This is a genomic window from Herpetosiphon gulosus, assembly GCF_039545135.1.
Taxonomy (GTDB): Bacteria; Chloroflexota; Chloroflexia; order Chloroflexales; family Herpetosiphonaceae; genus Herpetosiphon; species Herpetosiphon gulosus.
The window spans coordinates 1-17,303 of the sequence record NZ_BAABRU010000002.1 but is presented as its reverse complement, the minus strand read 5'-3'; the positions used below and the strand labels follow the sequence as shown (position 1 = coordinate 17,303).

At 48.7% G+C, this 17,303-nt stretch carries 14 protein-coding genes and 1 pseudogene; 11 read left to right on the top strand and 4 right to left on the bottom strand.

What is annotated here, in order from left to right; genetic code table 11:
* Nucleotides 1-52 precede the first annotated feature (52 nt).
* Complete coding sequence (locus ABEB26_RS02130; RefSeq protein WP_345720295.1) at nucleotides 53-1,483, bottom strand: golvesin C-terminal-like domain-containing protein; 1,431 nt, start codon at nucleotides 1,481-1,483, stop codon at nucleotides 53-55.
* Between the two features lie 360 nt (nucleotides 1,484-1,843).
* Here ABEB26_RS02130 and ABEB26_RS02125 point away from each other — a divergent pair, with 360 nt between their 5' ends.
* The 6 genes from ABEB26_RS02125 (at nucleotide 1,844) to ABEB26_RS02100 (ending at nucleotide 6,826) form a co-directional block, all read left to right on the top strand.
* Nucleotides 1,844-2,257 carry a DUF6086 family protein gene (locus ABEB26_RS02125; RefSeq protein ID WP_345720294.1) on the top strand — a complete coding sequence of 138 codons (414 nt, stop codon included), beginning with the start codon at nucleotides 1,844-1,846 and terminating at the stop codon, nucleotides 2,255-2,257.
* 14 nt (nucleotides 2,258-2,271) lie between these two features.
* On the top strand, nucleotides 2,272-2,679 hold the full coding sequence (locus tag ABEB26_RS02120) for a hypothetical protein (protein WP_345720293.1): 408 nt from the start codon (nucleotides 2,272-2,274) through the stop codon (nucleotides 2,677-2,679).
* Between the two features lie 32 nt (nucleotides 2,680-2,711).
* Nucleotides 2,712-3,224: a hypothetical protein gene (locus ABEB26_RS02115; protein ID WP_345720292.1), complete on the top strand. Its 513-nt coding sequence runs from the start codon at nucleotides 2,712-2,714 to the stop codon at nucleotides 3,222-3,224.
* Entirely contained in the window at nucleotides 3,221-3,580 is a 360-nt protein-coding gene (locus ABEB26_RS02110; RefSeq protein ID WP_345720291.1) for a hypothetical protein, read from the top strand. The genes ABEB26_RS02115 and ABEB26_RS02110 overlap by 4 nt, the downstream gene beginning before the upstream one ends.
* Before the next feature lie 340 nt (nucleotides 3,581-3,920).
* Nucleotides 3,921-4,688, top strand: coding sequence for a polyphosphate--glucose phosphotransferase (gene ppgK / locus ABEB26_RS02105; RefSeq protein ID WP_345720290.1), 768 nt, complete (start codon nucleotides 3,921-3,923; stop codon nucleotides 4,686-4,688).
* A gap of 32 nt (nucleotides 4,689-4,720) precedes the next feature.
* Entirely contained in the window at nucleotides 4,721-6,826 is a 2,106-nt protein-coding gene (locus ABEB26_RS02100) for an ATP-binding protein (RefSeq protein WP_345720289.1), read from the top strand.
* A gap of 330 nt (nucleotides 6,827-7,156) precedes the next feature.
* Here the strand turns inward: ABEB26_RS02100 and ABEB26_RS02095 are convergent, their stop codons facing one another.
* Nucleotides 7,157-8,443, bottom strand: a complete 1,287-nt coding sequence (locus ABEB26_RS02095; protein ID WP_345720288.1) for an MFS transporter — start codon at nucleotides 8,441-8,443, stop codon at nucleotides 7,157-7,159.
* 359 nt (nucleotides 8,444-8,802) lie between these two features.
* Between ABEB26_RS02095 and ABEB26_RS02090 the strand changes: the two genes are divergently transcribed.
* The 5 genes from ABEB26_RS02090 to ABEB26_RS02070 all read left to right on the top strand — a co-directional run bounded on the left by ABEB26_RS02090 (nucleotide 8,803) and on the right by ABEB26_RS02070 (nucleotide 15,768).
* A complete protein-coding gene (locus ABEB26_RS02090) occupies nucleotides 8,803-9,276 on the top strand; it encodes a DinB family protein (RefSeq protein ID WP_345720287.1) in 474 nt (157 codons plus the stop codon).
* Nucleotides 9,277-9,330: 54 nt separating this feature from the next.
* Complete coding sequence (locus ABEB26_RS02085) at nucleotides 9,331-10,173, top strand: phosphatidate cytidylyltransferase (protein ID WP_345720286.1); 843 nt, start codon at nucleotides 9,331-9,333, stop codon at nucleotides 10,171-10,173.
* 113 nt (nucleotides 10,174-10,286) lie between these two features.
* The gene (locus tag ABEB26_RS02080) at nucleotides 10,287-10,451 is read left to right on the top strand and encodes a hypothetical protein (protein WP_345720285.1); all 165 of its coding nucleotides are present in this window, start codon (nucleotides 10,287-10,289) and stop codon (nucleotides 10,449-10,451) included.
* A gap of 464 nt (nucleotides 10,452-10,915) precedes the next feature.
* The gene (dnaE, locus tag ABEB26_RS02075; protein WP_345720284.1) at nucleotides 10,916-14,779 is read left to right on the top strand and encodes a DNA polymerase III subunit alpha; all 3,864 of its coding nucleotides are present in this window, start codon (nucleotides 10,916-10,918) and stop codon (nucleotides 14,777-14,779) included.
* A 32-nt stretch (nucleotides 14,780-14,811) separates the two neighbouring features.
* The gene (locus ABEB26_RS02070; protein ID WP_345720283.1) at nucleotides 14,812-15,768 is read left to right on the top strand and encodes a hypothetical protein; all 957 of its coding nucleotides are present in this window, start codon (nucleotides 14,812-14,814) and stop codon (nucleotides 15,766-15,768) included.
* Between the two features lie 55 nt (nucleotides 15,769-15,823).
* On the opposite strand, the gene ABEB26_RS02065 is transcribed toward ABEB26_RS02070, so the two are convergent.
* On the bottom strand, nucleotides 15,824-16,606 hold the full coding sequence (locus ABEB26_RS02065) for a hypothetical protein (RefSeq protein ID WP_345720282.1): 783 nt from the start codon (nucleotides 16,604-16,606) through the stop codon (nucleotides 15,824-15,826).
* A 212-nt stretch (nucleotides 16,607-16,818) separates the two neighbouring features.
* Nucleotides 16,819-17,303 (bottom strand): annotated as a pseudogene (locus tag ABEB26_RS02060) (hypothetical protein); the annotation flags it as partial.

Genomic DNA, 17,303 nt, shown 5'->3' with positions numbered 1-17,303 from the left:
GGATTTATTGTCCAAGCCCTGCTTTTTTGTCGGTAACGATTAATGATTAGGCTTATTTTGTCCAGCGCACGCTATCAAACCAAATAGCTTTCATGCGGTCGTCGGCCAAATCACTGAGGCTAACTGAGCCAGTACCATCAAAGCGATAGCGGCCTAGCTCGACCCAATTGCCAGCATGTTCCGCTTGATTGACCACAACTTGGGTTTCGCCATCGGCATGCTGCACAACATAACGCGCCGAAGTTGTATCGCTCTTACCGTTGGGGCAGTAGGGCACAAACACCGTTACGCTATATTCGCCCGCTTCGAGCGGAGTCGTCCAACGAGCATTATTGACTGCTTCTTCAGGCTTGTTGGTCGAGAAAGTCCAGAACGAATGGCGATTTTTGCCACACGAGAATTCATACCACACCACATCTGAGCGGCTGAATTGCTCGCCTTGATTATCGACCTGAATCGTGCCCGCAGGCAATTCTTCAATCGGGGCTGGCTCAGGCGTAACACTGCCAACAGGCATTGGGTCGGGGTTATCGCCAGGGTCGCGGCCTAGCCACAAGAAGGTAATATCGAGTTCTTCTTGTTCATCGTTAAATGGAATGCCCAAGGCAACCCATGCGCCGTCGCCGACATCAGCAGCGGTGGGGAATCGCACTCGGCCTTTTTCGGCCCAGCCACCATTGTAGCCATCGAAATAGGCCGCATGATCTTGAGGCCAGCCGACAGGCAAATCGCCAAATTTCTCGCGCTCAACATTCCAATAATCATCGTGAATATTCCATGGCCCAACTTCCCAAACTGGCACAACAATCGATTTGCCACGATATGAAAGCCGTGCCATGTATTCGCCGCCGCCGCGCGATGAGAGTGAGCGAAACGATGGCAATGAAACAAACCAATCGTTTGGCTGAATGATATGGCCGTTGGCCGTGCGATCACCAACCAAGCCCATGCGGGTTGCTCGAATGTGGTAGGTTGGGGCAATCGGCTCATCTTCCATAATGCGAATGGCAGCGCTTTCAGCAAGCGTGTTGGGCGCAAGTTGCACAAAATCAACGACTGGCGCAGCCTCATTCGCCAATAATACCAAACGATATTGAATTTGGCGGGCAATCGTGGTAAAAGCTACAGTTTGGCCCGATTGCACATCGAGCGTCCAATCGCTCCAGCGTTGGCCATTGAAGCCACGCACATCGACCCGCACGCTGGCAGCAGCAGGCACAGTTGCGCCCCATGTGACAGTTACTTGATTGGCGGGAGCGATGCTTTGCGGAGCACTATCGAACATTCCAAAACGGGCGTATGAGCCATAAACCGCAGCCGCTTGGGCCGCATTTGGGGCGAGGGTCAGTTGACCAGAAGCAAGAACGAGGGTGTCAGTTGATGCAGCAGCAGCCCACAAGGTTGGGTTCGCCTGCGCTCGGATGGGGGTCATGCTCACGGCGAGCAGACAACCAAGCGCCAAGAAACGGGCAATGTGTCGCAACAGAAACCTCCGGAGGTACGCGGTGGATGCAAAACTGGGCATCTGGGAATGCAACTTGGTGGTAGCAACGCTGCTACGATTCAGGGAGAGATGCCACAACGGCGGCATCGGCATTCCACACCGACTCTCTTGATACAACCCGCCTTCGTGGCGTGAGGACTGTGCTAAAAGCTGATTTTCCAGCATTTAACACAGCGTGGGGATTATATCATAGCTTTTTCAGTTGTAAATCAGCAATTTATCAGGTTGGTATCAGCTTGGGCTTTCGGCTGAAAACCCCAACCGCAGATGGAGTGCTTTGTGGATTAGTGTGGTGTAAAGTGAAGGTCTGAACGTGTAAATTGGAATTTCAAGGAGCAGATGATGGGAATGGCTTATGAATATGATCCATGGTTTTTAGCTGAAACGAGCGAAGAAGGTGACAACATTCTACTTTGGCAGGTTGGACTTAATGCTGGTCAACTTTTCTTTGCGCAAATTCAAGCCTTTGAAAAAATGTTTCGTCAGCCCAGTGGCTTTTATACATATTCAGCAGGTGATGTTATTCTCAATCAACCAGCCCAATTAAAAGCCTTGATTGAGGCAATGCTCGGTTATTACAACTCAACCAACCACCCATTACGCCCACTCTTATTTGATACATCAATCCAGATTTTATTGGTGTTGTATCGACGGGCTATAGGCGAGTGGCTGCTAGCGCCAGCCGAGCTTATGGCTACTATTGAGCAAATTGAGATCGCGATGGGTCGGGGTTGTCTCAAGCGTGATGGTTAGAGGGAGGAAGCTGGATGGGCCAAGAACTTAAATGGGATGTGATTGATCTGATCGATGGTTTAGAAGTCTTGCCTGAGGAAGACGATTATCAAACCCACTATCGTTTTACCTTTAATCGCTTGGGCCTGACGGGAATACTCGATCTTTGGCCTTGGGAAGCAACAGCGTTGATCGAAGTGCAACAAACCGATTCGGCCAACCAAATTATTATGTTTGGCCTGTATATTCGCCAATCAATTCAATTAATTCGTCAAGGTAAAAACTCCTTGCTTTGCTTCCATGATTGCATTATTACCACTAGACGTTTTTGGATGTATGATAATGCTGGAGGTCTTTCAACCGCTAAATTATGGGAAGATCCGCTGAATTGTTATTTACAAGCGAAGCCAACGATTCATTGTTGGTTTGGCTTTGAACTATAAATCAACCTAGGGAGCAGATTGGTGATATCACAATGATAAATATTTGCTTAATTCCTCCAAGATATAATAAAAATACATTTATTGATGTGATTAAGAATATCTTTATTCATATGGAGAACATATCAATTGTATCATCGATATTAGATATATCAGTAGAGGAAACTAGTTCAACAGCAACACTTACGTCGATTATGGACTGTGATCGTTATGGGTGTGAAACAGGTCTAAGACAAGATACATTTGGCAAGATGTATTTCTATGATGACTGGGCATTTAATCATAAACAAGATCAATATGCATGCTATTATATTTCAAATGCGATTTGGAAGACAGAAGAACCATATTTAGATGAAATAATTGTAAGGCGGTTACAGATTTTATTTGAACTTATTAGGGCTAGAAATTATCAGGAAAATCTTGGTATTAATCGGATTATCATTCATATGGGAGTATTGTGTTTTTGGGATAGATATTCTGATGAAGAACAAATACATGGATTTCGTATTATACGTGATTTTCTGAAGGAAGCAAAGTTATCTCTATGAATATTGATGAATATATTACCGATAAGCTCGAAGAACATGGATTTTTATGGGTAAAGTCAGTAGCATTCGAAGAAAGAAAATACAGATATTCCTTTATGCGTAAACTTACTGCTGATGAAGAATCAAAAATTCTGTGTCCACCTAAATGGGGGATTAGAGGACAAAACTTTTCTATAACTACGGATCTCGAAATTGATCAAGAAGATGGGATATGGTTTATTACTAGAGCTTACAATATTCCATATTTTGGCCCAAATGATTTTCGTAGATCATTTGATTCACTGGATGAGGCGCTGCAATTTGGGATGGATTACCTGCAACGCTGGTTAGAATGGACATCTTTACAAAAAGTATGAGCCATTAAGCATAAACACTGTTTGGTTATGCTTCTGTGTTCAATATTAATCCACGAAGGATACGAAGGACACTAATGTGGCTATAGGCTATTGGCTTTTGGATTGCTCAATTGTGAAATTTCAATAATTGTTCCGCTAGCCTATAGCCATCAGCCTCTCTCTGCGCCTCTGAGTTAACATCAACCCCCGCTAGCCTACTTTTATTTTTTTGCCTTCTGCCTTTTGATTTTCATCCTAGCCCCTAATACCAATTGTTGGCGTTTGGTAATCCACCATGGCAGATATTGCGCTGCAAGCGTAGTACAATAGAGCAATTCATGGCTAGTAGTGAGGTAGGGCAATGGCAATTTTGGGCATTGATATTGGTGGTTCAGGCATCAAAGGGGCGCTGGTCGATGTCGTGCAAGGCACGATGATTGGCGAGCGCCTGCGAATTAGCACGCCCCAACCAGCAACCCCCGAGGCAGTTGCACAAACTGTTCAGCAATTAGTGCAGCAATTAAATTGGCATGGCCCAATTGGCTGTACCTTTCCGGCAATCGTCAAAAATGGCTATACCCTCAGCGCCGCCAATGTCGATCAAACCTGGATTGGCGCAAATGCTGATCAATTGTTTGAGCAAGCGACTGGCTGCCCGTTTCATATGCTCAACGATGCCGATGCGGCGGGCTTGGCCGAAATGAAATATGGCGCGGGCAAGGAACATAACGGTGTGGTGATGATGCTGACCTTTGGCACTGGCATTGGCAGCGCCTTATTCGTCCAAGGCTTGTTGGTGCCAAATACCGAGCTGGGCCACTTGGAAATTCGCGGCAAAGATGCTGAACATCGCGCTTCGGATCGGGTGCGCGAGGAAAAAGGCTGGGATTGGCCGAAATGGGCCGAGAAGGTCAACGAGGTTTTAGCTCGCATCGAAGCGCTCTTTTCGCCCGATTTGTTGATTATGGGCGGTGGTGTTAGCAAGCGCTTTGATAAATTTGGCCAGTATTTGCAAACCAAAGCACCCTTGGTTCCAGCCACACTGCAAAATAATGCTGGAATTATCGGCGCTGCCTTGGCCGCCAGCGAACTATTCGAGCAGGGTCACCAAATTCCGCACGCCCACTAAAATCTGAGTCAGATTACAGCCTTGAGGATTCTATGTCAACGCTTGCTTTATTTAGTAGCCTAGCCCAAACCTTGCTTGCAACCACACCTTTTGAACAGCGCATGCAGCATTGTTTTGGGCTGTTGGCGGATAGCTATCCTCAGCTTGATTTACGCTTAACCTTATTAAACGAGCCTGATGCTCGTCCGCAAGTGGTTTTGCCGTTGCATCGCACCAGCGCCGTTTGGGATAACACCCGTATGATGCAGGTGGTGCGGCGGCGACAACCAGTCGTGATCGATCAACACACTGCTCCAGCCTTGCCGCCAAGCCCATTTACTACCAGCGCGATTGTTGCCAGCGAATGGCAAGCCGATATACAGTGCTATTTGGGGTTGCCGATTCAGTGGGAAGGCCGCTTGTGGGGCGTGTTGGAAGCCCGTCGCAACGGCACATTTAGCGCTAGCGAACGCACCTTATTGAGCAATTTGTTGCCCTTGCTGGCCACCGCGATCGGCGAAGCCCACTGGGGGCGACCGATTCATCATACCAGCAGCGAGCAGCAGCTTGATGTACGGGCATTAACCCACGATTTAGAAATTGCCCCCGATGTTACAACGTTGTTGACCACGCTCTTGCAGCGGGCCATCCACAGCGTCAAAGCCAGTGCTGGAGCGATTAATTTGGTTGATCGTGAGCATGGCGAATATCGCTTGATTGCCTCGCAGGGCTATCCGCCAACCGCTGGAATTAGCGAACGAACGTCGTGGCCTTGGAATGTTGGGGTGGTGGGGCGGGTGGCGCGAACTGGCAAGGCTGCTTTGTTAACCGATATTGCTCATGATAGCGAATGGCAACTTTCTACGCCCGATGTGCGGGCCGAAATCGTTGTGCCGGTGCGGGTCGAGGGCGAGGCATGGGCGGTGCTGGTGCTTTCGACCAATCGTGAGCCAATCTTTAGCACTCGCGATCTTTATTTTATTCAGGCCTTGGCTGATGTGGCGGCGCGGCCATTGCAACGGGCAACCAGTTATAGCGAATTGCTCGAAGCCCGCATGCAATTGCAACAAACCTTGGCTAGCTTACCACTGGGCTTGGCCTTGACCGATGGCGAAGGCCGGATTTTGCGCACCAATCCAGCATGGTATCAGCTTTGGCAAATTGAGCAGCCTGCCGATGAAACTGCGCTGTATTTGCCATGGGATATTTTGCCCTTGCTACTCAAACGGCTGTCGCATCCCTTGGAATTGACCGATTTTTTTGCTGAATGCCAAGCCCAACCCGATGAAACCCTCGAATTAGCCCTGCGTTTGAGCGAACCATTGCAAGATCTAAAGTTGCGTTCAACCCCAGTTAAAGATGCCCAGCACCAAATTACTGGGCGCTTGGTGGTGATTGAAGATGTGACCCGCGAACGTGAAATCGACAAGATGAAGAATGAGTTTGTGTCGGTGGTATCGCATGAATTGCGCACCCCGCTAACCTCGATTTTGGGCTATACCGAGTTGCTGTTAGCGCGTGAATTCAAGCCGATTGAACGTCAAGAGTTTGTGCAAACCGTCTATGATCAAGCCAACCAACTCTCGAAGATGGTCGATGATCTGTTGAATCTTTCGCGTTTGGATGCAGGCCAGATCAAGCTGAATCGTTGGGTGGTGTCGCTGCACCAAATTATTCGTGAAATTACCAAGCAACTCAACGAAATGCTGTCTGAAAAGCATCGTTTGTTAATTGACATTCCCGAGGGCATTCCGCCAATCTTTGCTGATAAAGATAAAGTGCGTCAGATTTTGACCAACTTGCTCTCGAACGCGATCAAATATTCGCCCAATGGTGGCCAAGTGGCATTAATTGTGCGTGAATTGCGCAAAGTGCCGCCTGGTGCACCGCCCTTGCCCAACGAGCGCTCAGTGATTATTGCAGTGCGCGACCAAGGCATGGGCATTTCCGAAGAAGATTTGCCTAAGCTGTTCACGCGCTTTTTCCGTGTCGATAACTCAACCACCCGCAAAATTGGCGGTACAGGCTTAGGCTTGTCGATCACCAAAGCCTTAATCGAATTGCATGGCGGGCGAATTTGGGCCACTAGCACGCTTGGTCGTGGCACAACCTTTTGGGTAACCTTGCCAATTGCCACCGAGCTAGCCCGCCGAGGGTAACCATAGAACATAGGGCAAAGAGCATAGATATAATGGTTCATTGGATTGACAACCAGTGCTCGTTCCCTCACCCCCAGCCCCTCGCCCACTGCGGCGGGCGAGGGGAGCACTCCTGGAGCGGTTCCCCCTCGCCTCGCGTGCGGGAGAGGGGGCTAGGGGGTGAGGGCATGCTGGCCGTTGCTAACCCAATAAACCATTACACATAGAGCATAGAGCATAAGGAGTAGGCTATTGGCTTTGAGCTATCGGAGATTGGTTGGAAAGTCAATAGTCAATAGCCTACTCCCTTTGTGGTTCTTTGTGTCCTTCGTGGATCACGATAAAAAGTGCTTACGAAGCCACAACTACCTGTGGCTCAGCATGAGCTTCGATCATGTGGGCAGATTGGGGATCGCGCACGGCAAAACGTAGAATCAGCCACGTTAGCAAACCGCCAGCTGCCGCTAGCGCAAACGTGTAATTGTAGCCCGCTGAATCAGCCAACCAACCGCCAATCAACGGTGCGACTAAAGTTGCTGGAGCAGTCAAGGTGTTGGCTAAACCAATGTAGCTTGGCCGCTCAGCAAGGCTGCCGAACTCTAAAGTCATAGCCATGGCCATCGTCCAAAAGGCAACGTTGGCCACCCCAGCAATCGCAAAAATTAAATAAAACCAACCCAAAGCTGGTGCTAACCACGCACCCATGCCTGCAACTAAGGCTAACAATGCTCCAACTTCCATTACCCGCCGATAGCCAATCCGATCGCCAAGCCAGCCCATGATTGGGTTGGCAACCGTTTGGATGATTAAATAGAGCGCGGTCATAATGCCAGCAGTCTGATCATCAAGCCCGAAGCGTTGCACTGCATATACTGTGAAAAATGCCGTCGCCATCAAGCCAAGCTGCGAGATAATCCGCGAGGCCAAAAACCAGCGAAAATTACGATCGCGCTTGAGAATATTGGCGATGCTGGCCCAAAAATCACGTTGGCTGCCATGGGTATGTTCTGGCTCGCGGCTTGGTTCTTTAGTCCAAGCCAAAAACGACCACGAAATAAACATCGCCACACCTGAAACCCCAAAACAGACCACGAAATCAAGCGGCGAGGGTAATTTATCCAAAATAACCCCAGCAGCGACCGCCCCAACGCTGGCGAGCAAATTGGCAGCGGCTGATTGCACCCCAAAGAACGTACCACGCCAGCGATGCGGCATAATTTTGCCGATCATGGTTTGCCAAGCGGTCGCGGTTACGCCACCGCCCAAGCCCTGCCAAATCAACAAAATATAGGCCAGCCACAAGGCTAATTCGCGGCCTAAATCAGCAGCAAACCAGGCAATCAAGGCTAAACCAAAAAAGGGCAAGCGCTCGTTGATCGTCATGAGCAGCACCATGGGTTTGTAACGCCGCAACGAAGCAACGCGCCGAGCAGTTAATAATTGGGGTAACTGCCAACCAACCGAGTGAATTGCCGAAACCAAGCCAATCAAGGTGGCCGAATCGGTCAAGGTATGCATAAATAGCGGAATAACCGTCACAAACGAGGCGATGCCCGTGGCCGCCCCAAAAAATGCCCCATCGGCCACATTCACGACCACATTATGCCGCACGTTGGCGTTGATGTCCTGCTGCTCCATAACCTGCCTAGCTTTGCTTGCAAAAACCATGATATGCCAATATGCGCATTATAATCGTTCCGAGAACGTTTCCATCAGCCCAATGAATGATGCTTTCTTAGGGCATAGGCCAACGTTAACGCCTGTCTAGATTATGATGATCACCACCCCTCCGCCCCGCCTCAAGGCGGGGAACGCAGGGTGTTTTCATCCCCCTGCACCCCCTAAAGGACGATTTTGGGTAAGCAGCCATATGCGAGAGCTTTTGCGAATTCCATTTTAAGCAGAGCCTGAAAAATAAACTAATTGCGCACATCTGTTCACAAAATACAACGATTAAGCTATGATGCTAAGCAATTGATTTTAGGTTGAGGTGGGTGATGCAAGCATTGACGGTTATCAAAGGCTTATTGGCTTACAACGCCGATTTTGATCAACGGATTTGGAGTAGTATTGAGGGCTTGAGTGACGAACAATTTTGCGCTGATTACCCCTATTCGCAGGGTTCGTTGCGCAATCATTTGGTGCATATCGCCAGCGTCGAACGAGCATGGCTTACAGGTTTGCAAACAGGTGAGCGGCCAAAACATCTTGATCCGCTGGAATATCCAACGATTGCCAGCGTGCGCGACGTGTTTAATCAGATGCGCAGCCAAGTAACCACCTATGTCGATCAATTGAGCGATGAGCAATTGGCCGACGTATTGCCAGGCATGAATTTGGCCCACTGGCAGGTTTTAGTCCAACTTGCCAATCATGCAACCGATCATCGGGCACAAATCTTGCGAATATTGCATGATTATGGCCAAAAAACCTTCGATCAAGATATTGTGTTGCATTTTTGGGGACGTTAATTCGTGGTATGCTAACCAACGTTCTCAGCCTATAAACCCATAGAGGAGGCCACGTTGGGCACGCGAATTGCAAGCGCTTTGGTATTAGCTCCAGTCGTATTGATCATTGTGTGGTTGGGCGGTTGGTGGACAACGGGCCTAATTGCCGTCGCAGTCGTGATCGGCATCTATGAAATTCAGCGGATTTTGCGAGTTGGTGGCTATCATCCACGTTTGCCATTAGCGATTGGCCTTGGTTTGGCCTTTGTGGCTGCGGCAGTAGCTCAACCACAAACCAACGTTAATTTAACCGGAGCCGTCGTGACCTTGGGCGCGATGGCTAGTTTGATCTATGAAATTAGTCGGCGGGAACGCACAGGCGCTCTTGATGCTTGGGCAGCCAGTTTGGGCAGCGCAATTTATGCTGGCGCAATGCTTAGCCATTTTGTTTTGCTGCGTGCTGCAACCAGCCCAACCCTCAGTGGCGGCCCGCTCAGCTCGCTCAATATTGAAACGGGTGCTGCTTGGATCTATGCCACCTTCGCCGTGACTTGGGCCTCAGATACTGGAGCCTATTTTGCAGGCCGCACCTTTGGTAAACATAAGCTGGCTCCAGTGCTTAGCCCCAAAAAAACTTGGGAAGGCTTTGTGGGCGGTACAATCGCCTCAATTGCTGCCGGAATTGGGATTGTGGCACTCTTAGGTATGCCATTAACCCTCGTTCAAGCAATTATTCTGGGGGTGATTGGGGCGGGTGGTGGCACGCTCGGCGATTTGGCTGAATCGTTGTTAAAACGCCAAGCAGGAGTCAAAGATTCTGGCAATCTGATTCCTGGCCATGGCGGCTTGCTTGATCGGGTTGATTCGCTGCTGTTCACTGCGCCGTTGGTCTACTATGTGTTGGTGGCTTGGCTCTAAATCGTTGGCTGAGCAACTGCTACGTTAACCCTGCTGCTTTTTGGGAGTAGGGTTTTTAAATTCGCTTTACTGGCCCATGATCAATCGTGCCGTTTCAATGGAACAAACTGTCAATGAGTTGCAACCTTCGATCAAGTGCTGAAAGTATTGGTTGCCGATCATTCTTTTTATATCTTGATGGGCTGTTCGAGCGCTTCGATAAGGTTACGACTGGTACGTTAGCGCGTTGGGATGCTACAACCTTGGTGCGACTCTTCGTTGGGTGTGGCAGCACTTAGCTTTGTCCCGCCCGAAACTACAACATATTTGTTCTATTTGCCGCAGGTTGCGCGCTAAATAAGACGTTGATTAATCGCTGTTGAGGCTACCCAAGTGGGTTTGATTGATGTCACTTGATCAAACCCACTTGGGGTTTAACCTACTAGCTGCGATTATGCAGAAACCTCGACATAATGTTTTACACCTTTAATCCACAGCTTATTCACGTAGTTATCCACAAACAGCTATGGTATAATACAAAGACTAAGCGGGAGCCAGCAAAACGGGCTTTTTTACCTCAAATTCTGAGTACACTACACGCTCCCTTGACACACCAAGCTGAGAATAAGCGTTTTCTCTACCATAGCGATGGCCTAAAAACCACCTTTTGCACTCAATTTGTGTAAAGCATTTTTTGCTCTTTTGCCGCCAGTTTGTGGGCGGCTTTCGCTATGGGCAACTCTAGCCATAGAAGAGGTTTGTTATGAAAGATTTTGTCCATCTTCACGTTCACTCGGAGTATAGCTTGCTTGATGGCTATGCCACAACCAAGGCCATTGCCGAACGTGCGGCTGAACTTCAGATGGACAGCATCGCCATAACCGACCACGGTGTGATGTATGGCGCGATGGAGTTTTATGCCAACGCCAAAAAAGCCAATGTCAAGCCGATTATTGGTATGGAAGCCTATATCGCCCCCAACTCGATTAAAGATCCCATGGTCAAGGGCGGCAAAAATTATTATCACTTGCTGTTGATCGCTCAAAATGAGGTTGGGTATCGCAATTTGGTGAAATTGACCTCGCGCTCACATCTCGATGGTATGGGCAAAGGCATTTTTGCGCGGCCACGGATCGATCGCCAGTTGCTTGAGCAGTATCACGAAGGCTTGATCGTCACATCGTCGTGTATCGCGGGCGAAGTGATTCAGCAAGTTCAAGCTAAACAACGCCAAAAAGCCATCGAAACGGTGGCATGGTTCCGCGATTTATTCGGGCCTGAGAATTATTTCATCGAATTGCAACTGCACAACAATACCCCCGAACTGGTCGAAATTAACGAAGAGTTGGTGCGAATCGCCAATGAAATGCATGTGCCTTTGGTGGCGACCAACGATACTCACTTTGTGCGCCGTGAAGATCTCGATACCCATTCGCGGGTGATGGCGATGGGCTTCAACTTGACGCTGCAAGAGTTGTGCTCGAAAAATTATCAAATGGACGAAACCTACCACATTATGTCGGGCGATGAAATGTGGGATCGCTACAAGATCTATGGCACGGCTCCGATGGAAAATACCCGCCGGATCGCCGATATGTGTAACCTGAAACTCGATTTCGGGCGGGTCGAATTGCCCGAATTTGATATTCCTGAAGGCCACGATGCTGCTTCGTACTTGCGGCTGATTTGCGAAGAAGGCTTGATCAAGCGCTGTAATGGCAATCCCACTGAGGAATATGTGCAGCGCCTGAGTTATGAACTTGACGTAATCAATCAAACTGGCTTTCCGGATTATATGTTGATCGTTTGGGATTACGTTAAATTTGCCCGCTCAAATGGGATTCCATGTCTGCCCCGGGGTTCGGCAGGTGCTTCGTTGGTGCTTTACTGCTTAGGCATTACCGATGTTGATCCGGTGCAGAACAAGCTGCTGTTCGAACGCTTTCTCTCGCCCGAACGCTTGGAAATGCCCGATATCGACACCGACTTTGCCGATGCGCGGCGTGGCGAAATTCTCGATTATATTGCAACTAAATATGGCCGTGAAAATGTGGCCCAAATTATCACCTATGGCACGCTAGGCGCAAAAGCAGCCTTGCGCGATATGGGCCGCGTGCTTGATATTCCGCTCAGTGAGGTTGATCGAGTTGCCAAATTAATTCCTACCTTGCCTGTGGGCATGACGATCGCCAAATCGCTGGATAAAGTACCCGAACTGAAGCAAATTTATGATACCGACCCCAAATTGCGCGAATTGATGGATTGGGCACGTAAAGTTGAAGGGCGCATGAAGAGCGTCGGAACTCATGCCTGTGGGGTCGTCGTTAGTCGCCATCCGCTCGAAAACATGGTGCCATTGCAACGCACCACCAAAGATGAACATGGGGTAATGGCCGCTTTTGAAGGACCGACGCTGGCCAAAATGGGCTTGCTCAAAATGGATATTTTGGGCTTGACCAACCTGTCGGTGGCCGCCGAAGCCTTGCAACTAATCGAGCAAACCACCGGCCAAACCATGTGGCTCTCGGATATTCCGCTTGATGATAAGAAAACCTTTGAAGCGCTTGGTCGCGGTGAGACCGTCGATGTCTTCCAGCTTGAATCGGCGGGCATGACTCGTTACCTCGTGCAACTCAAGCCCACCCGGGTCGATGATTTGTACGGTATGGTGGCGCTCTATCGGCCAGGCCCGCTGGAACAAATTCCAGTCTACATTCACAACAAAAATAATCCTCACGCGATCAAATATATTCACCCGATTCTCAAGCCAATTCTTGAAGATACCTACGGGGTTATCGTTTATCAAGAACAAATTATGCAATTGCTCCAAGCAGTTGCCGAATATACGCTTGGTGAAGCCTATATCGTGATTAAGGCTATCAGCAAGAAAAACAAAGAACTGATGGCGGAAAACTCGGTGCGGTTTAAAGAAGGGTGTTTACGCAAAGGCCTAACCCAAGCCCAAGCCGATGAACTGTGGGAACTGATTCTGCCATTTGCTGGCTATTCATTCAACCGTCCGCACTCGACACTTTACGGTTTGCTCTCATATCAAACGGCTTGGCTCAAAAATAATTATCCCACCGAATATATGACTGCAACGCTCTCAGCCGCTTCGGGCGAGATCGACGAAGTTGCCAAGAGCGTGGCCGAAGCCTCGCGCTTGGGCGTGGCCGTCTCGCCGCCCGATGTCAATGGTAGCAAAGAAGGCTTTACGATTGTTGATATTGCTGGCGAACTGCCCGAAGGCATCAAATACAATCGTGGAATTCGCTTTGGCCTGAGTGCAATTCGCAACGTTGGGATTGGCCCGATTCAGGCCATTTTGAAAGTTCGCGACGAAAGCGGCCCATTCAGCAGCATCGAAGACTTTTGTGCGCGGGTTGATCGCGGGGTGCTCAACAAGCGCGTGATGGAAAGTTTGGTCAAGTGTGGTGCGATGGATTCGTTGCCTGGCACACGTCACCAGAAACTTGCGATTCTTGATCGGGCGATTAGTGCTGGCCATGAAACCCAAAAAGCCCGTGAAGCAGGCCAAAATAGCCTGTTTGATATGCTGGGCGGCGGCGAACAAACCAGCACTCCGACGATCGCACCAATTCCCTTCCCTCCAGCCACAACTGGCCTCGAAATGCAGCGCGAATTGCTGAACTGGGAAAAAGAGCTATTGGGAATGTATATCTCTGCGCATCCCATGGCTCAAGCCTTAGCCAATGCCCCGCACGATCCTGGCCGGATCAGCCTTGGCATGATCGATAAAAAGCATATTGGTACAACCATCCGCTTGATTGGCATGATTAACAATACCAAGCGCATCCAAACCAAAAAAGGCGATTCGATGATGGTGGGCAAGGTCGAGGATCTTGAGGGCGAAATTGAATTTGTGGCCTTTCCGCGAACCTTGGAGCAATATGCCGAGCTGTTGGTTGATGATGCGATTGTGCAAATTACGGCCAAGGTTGATAATCGCCGCGACGAAATGCAGTTGATGCTTGAATCGGTTACGGCTTTCAAGGTTGAACAAACGAATAATAAGGCTGTGCCTACGGCTACGGTGGCGGTACGGCGTTCGGTTGGCGCAGTTGAGGCTATGCCCGAGTATCTTGATGATGGCGCACCAATGCCAGAGGAACCATTCAATGAAGATGTGTATGTTGAGGTACGTCCAGCTATGAGCACACCCAGCGTTAATTCAGCCCCAGCGAATGGCAATGGCTATGCTGCAAGTAATGGCAATGGCAACGGGCATTATCCCAATGGCAACGGCCACGGCGAAGCCACCCCAGCCGCAGTTACCATTGTGCCACGGCCACGACGTAAAGTCAGTGTTGCGCCAACTGCAGCGCCTGAAGATAGCAGCAACGTAGCGATTGCAAGTGGGCCGCGTTATCATCTGCACATTTATTTGCCACGCTCAGGCAACACCGAAACTGATATTCGGCGCATGCAAGAGATTGATCGGGTGTTACGCGGCTACGAAGGCGATCAACCAATTACGATCTATTTGCCGAATCCGATGGGTCAAGTGATGTTAGAGCCAAGCTATCGCATCAATCCCCAAGAGGGCTTATTGAGTAACCTCTATTCAATGCTCGGCCAAGAGAGCGCCGTGCTCGAACAACTCTAAAAACCAACCAATGACCATATTTGGAGGGTCGAATGGGTGTTTACCATTTTATGGGTGTAGGACGTTCGGTTGGAGCAGTAACTTGCGCAGTTGATTATATTGAAAAAGCTCTGCAAATGAGTGCCAAACCCAATCCACCAGAATCGATTCAACGTTTGTTTAAAAATAGTGGCGGGATTAATCATTCGGAAAAAAACGCAGGCTACATTGAAGCATTAGTTTTATTCTCTAGTCCTGAAGTTGTTGAACGAAAATTGAATGCATTTGACTATATAGGTAACGCTTCACCAGGTGATGTTCGTACTGAAATAGAGCGAGTATTATTGACAAAATGGAAAAATTTTGACCCTAAGAAAAAACGCAAGCTTTATTGGTGTAAGTTAAATATAAATAATTTCCAAGAATGCCTTAAAAGAGTGATAAGAGTTACCTATCATTTTTCAGCTCCTAATCGGCAAGGAAAAGAAATTTGGTGTAATCTTACCGGAGGGGCAAATGTAATAAATTTGGCATTAATGTCAATGGCTCAACTTACGAATAAATCAAATAAACAATATATTATTACTCAAGGTAAAGAACATGAAAAGTTTATTAGCGTTCCAGATGTTATAGATATAAATCCAAATACTGATAATTACTTTAATGTACTGCCGTTTATACAAACATCTATAGATAAAATTAATATATATAAAATATTAGAACTATTAAAAGCGAATCCATTGACAACAAATGATTTATATTCCAGATATAAAAACTTCAATGATAATCTTGACTTAAGATCATTTATACAAACACATATGACTAAAATATATGGGCAAGGATATACAAATCGAGATCGTCAAACAGATATTAATAGCATCACACGAGAAGGGTTAGATTTTTTAGAGCAAATGGATAATCTTATTATTGACTGTCATATGCCTAGTCTTTATGATGATCCTACTTTTGATGAAGATTCTAAAGCTTGGCTTGAGCAATCGACGATATAGTCAAAGATTGCAGCACGGGCGATCAAGAATTCGATCGCCCGTGCTGTGTTGTAGCCTATGGATAGGGATGCTGAGTTGGTTCGGGGCGGGGCGTGCGGGTTGGCTGTGGCTGCGGATAGGGGTTGGCCGTCGGTTCAGGGCGGGGCGTGCGGGTTGGCTGTGGCTGCGGATAGGGGTTGGCCGTCGGTTGCGGCTGTGGTGTACGGGTTGGCTGTGGCTGTGGATAGGGATTGGCAGTTGGCTCTGGCCGTGGCGTGCGGGTTGGCTCCGATTGTTCGGTTGGTTCTGGTTGCTCGGTCGGTTCTGACTGTGGTGTCTGAGTTGATTCTGGTTGCGTTCCAGTTGTTGGTTGAACGCCAGCTGTTGGCTGAATTACAAGCGTTGGCTGTGTACCAACGGTTGGCTGGGGATAAGGATTGACTGGTGGGATGCTGGTTGCAGTTGGCGCTAGCCGTGGCGTTAATGTTGGTTCAGGCCGTGGCGTGCGGGTTGCAACCACGGTTTGGCTTGGAGTTGCTGGCACAGGTGAGGCGATTTTAGTTGGTTGAGGCCGTGGTGTGCTGGTCGCAACAACAACCATAGTTTTAGTGGGCTGAGGGTAGGCATCTGGACGGGTGGGACTTGCCACTGCGGTAGCAGTTTTGGTTTTCGTTGGCTCTAGTCGGGGTGTGCGGGTGGCTGAAGCGATCAAAGCAGTTGCCGTAGCTTGTGGTGCAGGATAATTGCTGGAATTCTGAGTTTGTTGGATTGTTTGGCTACAACCTGCGATTAACAATAATCCCACACTGTTTGCAAATAGAGTTAATTGCTTGCTTGAGATCGATCGAAAGCTGAACATTGAATACTCCTTCACCAAAATAGGATTGCTATTGAGAGAAACGAAGTATTCGATTAATCGATATGTCAATTGAGTGGTTCTTTAATCCTATATTGACGATATTTAATTATTACCACTCGTACAAAAATCGAAAATGCTTATTTAATCTTGAGTACTATTTTTATAGCTAGAGCAGCGAGATCAATATGCAATCTGGCTGCTCTAGAATTTAACTAAAGCGTTGGAGTTGGCGTTTTTGTTGCTTCAGGCGTGCGCGTTGCTAGTGGAGTACGAGTAGCAAGTGGGGTAGGCCAAGGTGTCCGAGTAGCTTCAGGCGTGCGTGTCATCGGCACACGAGTGGCTTCGGGTGTCCGCGTTGCTAGTGGAGTACGAGTAGCAAGTGGGGTAGACCAAGGTGTGCGGGTAGCTTCGGGTGTACGTGTTGCTAATGGCGTGCGGGTTGCAAGTGGGGTCGGCCAAGGCGTGCGGGTAACTTCGGGCGTGCGGGTGATCGGCACGCGGGTTGGTTTAGGTGTGCGAGTAATTGGCACATGAGTTGGGCGGGGTGTGCGAGTTACAAACGGCACGCGAGAGACTGTACAATAGCGTGTGTATTTGGTTCCCAACCCAAAGACGAGCATTTCCAGAATAGGCTTGTAAGGGGATACCATGCCACGAGCAAAACACAAACCCGCACCAACGACCGCCGACCAACCCG

Excerpts from the sequence above, each read along its gene's own strand:
- ABEB26_RS02125 (WP_345720294.1), top strand. The coding sequence starts at position 1,844 with ATGATGGGAATGGCTTATGAATATGATCCATGGTTTTTAGCTGAAACG.
- ABEB26_RS02120 (WP_345720293.1), top strand. The coding sequence starts at position 2,272 with ATGGGCCAAGAACTTAAATGGGATGTGATTGATCTGATCGATGGTTTA.
- ABEB26_RS02115 (WP_345720292.1), top strand. The coding sequence starts at position 2,712 with ATGATAAATATTTGCTTAATTCCTCCAAGATATAATAAAAATACATTT.
- ABEB26_RS02110 (WP_345720291.1), top strand. The coding sequence starts at position 3,221 with ATGAATATTGATGAATATATTACCGATAAGCTCGAAGAACATGGATTT.
- ppgK (WP_345720290.1), top strand. The coding sequence starts at position 3,921 with ATGGCAATTTTGGGCATTGATATTGGTGGTTCAGGCATCAAAGGGGCG.
- ABEB26_RS02100 (WP_345720289.1), top strand. The coding sequence starts at position 4,721 with ATGTCAACGCTTGCTTTATTTAGTAGCCTAGCCCAAACCTTGCTTGCA.
- ABEB26_RS02095 (WP_345720288.1), bottom strand. The coding sequence starts at position 8,443 with ATGGAGCAGCAGGACATCAACGCCAACGTGCGGCATAATGTGGTCGTG.
- ABEB26_RS02090 (WP_345720287.1), top strand. The coding sequence starts at position 8,803 with ATGCAAGCATTGACGGTTATCAAAGGCTTATTGGCTTACAACGCCGAT.
- ABEB26_RS02080 (WP_345720285.1), top strand. The coding sequence starts at position 10,287 with ATGAGTTGCAACCTTCGATCAAGTGCTGAAAGTATTGGTTGCCGATCA.
- dnaE (WP_345720284.1), top strand. The coding sequence starts at position 10,916 with ATGAAAGATTTTGTCCATCTTCACGTTCACTCGGAGTATAGCTTGCTT.
- ABEB26_RS02070 (WP_345720283.1), top strand. The coding sequence starts at position 14,812 with ATGGGTGTTTACCATTTTATGGGTGTAGGACGTTCGGTTGGAGCAGTA.
- ABEB26_RS02065 (WP_345720282.1), bottom strand. The coding sequence starts at position 16,606 with ATGTTCAGCTTTCGATCGATCTCAAGCAAGCAATTAACTCTATTTGCA.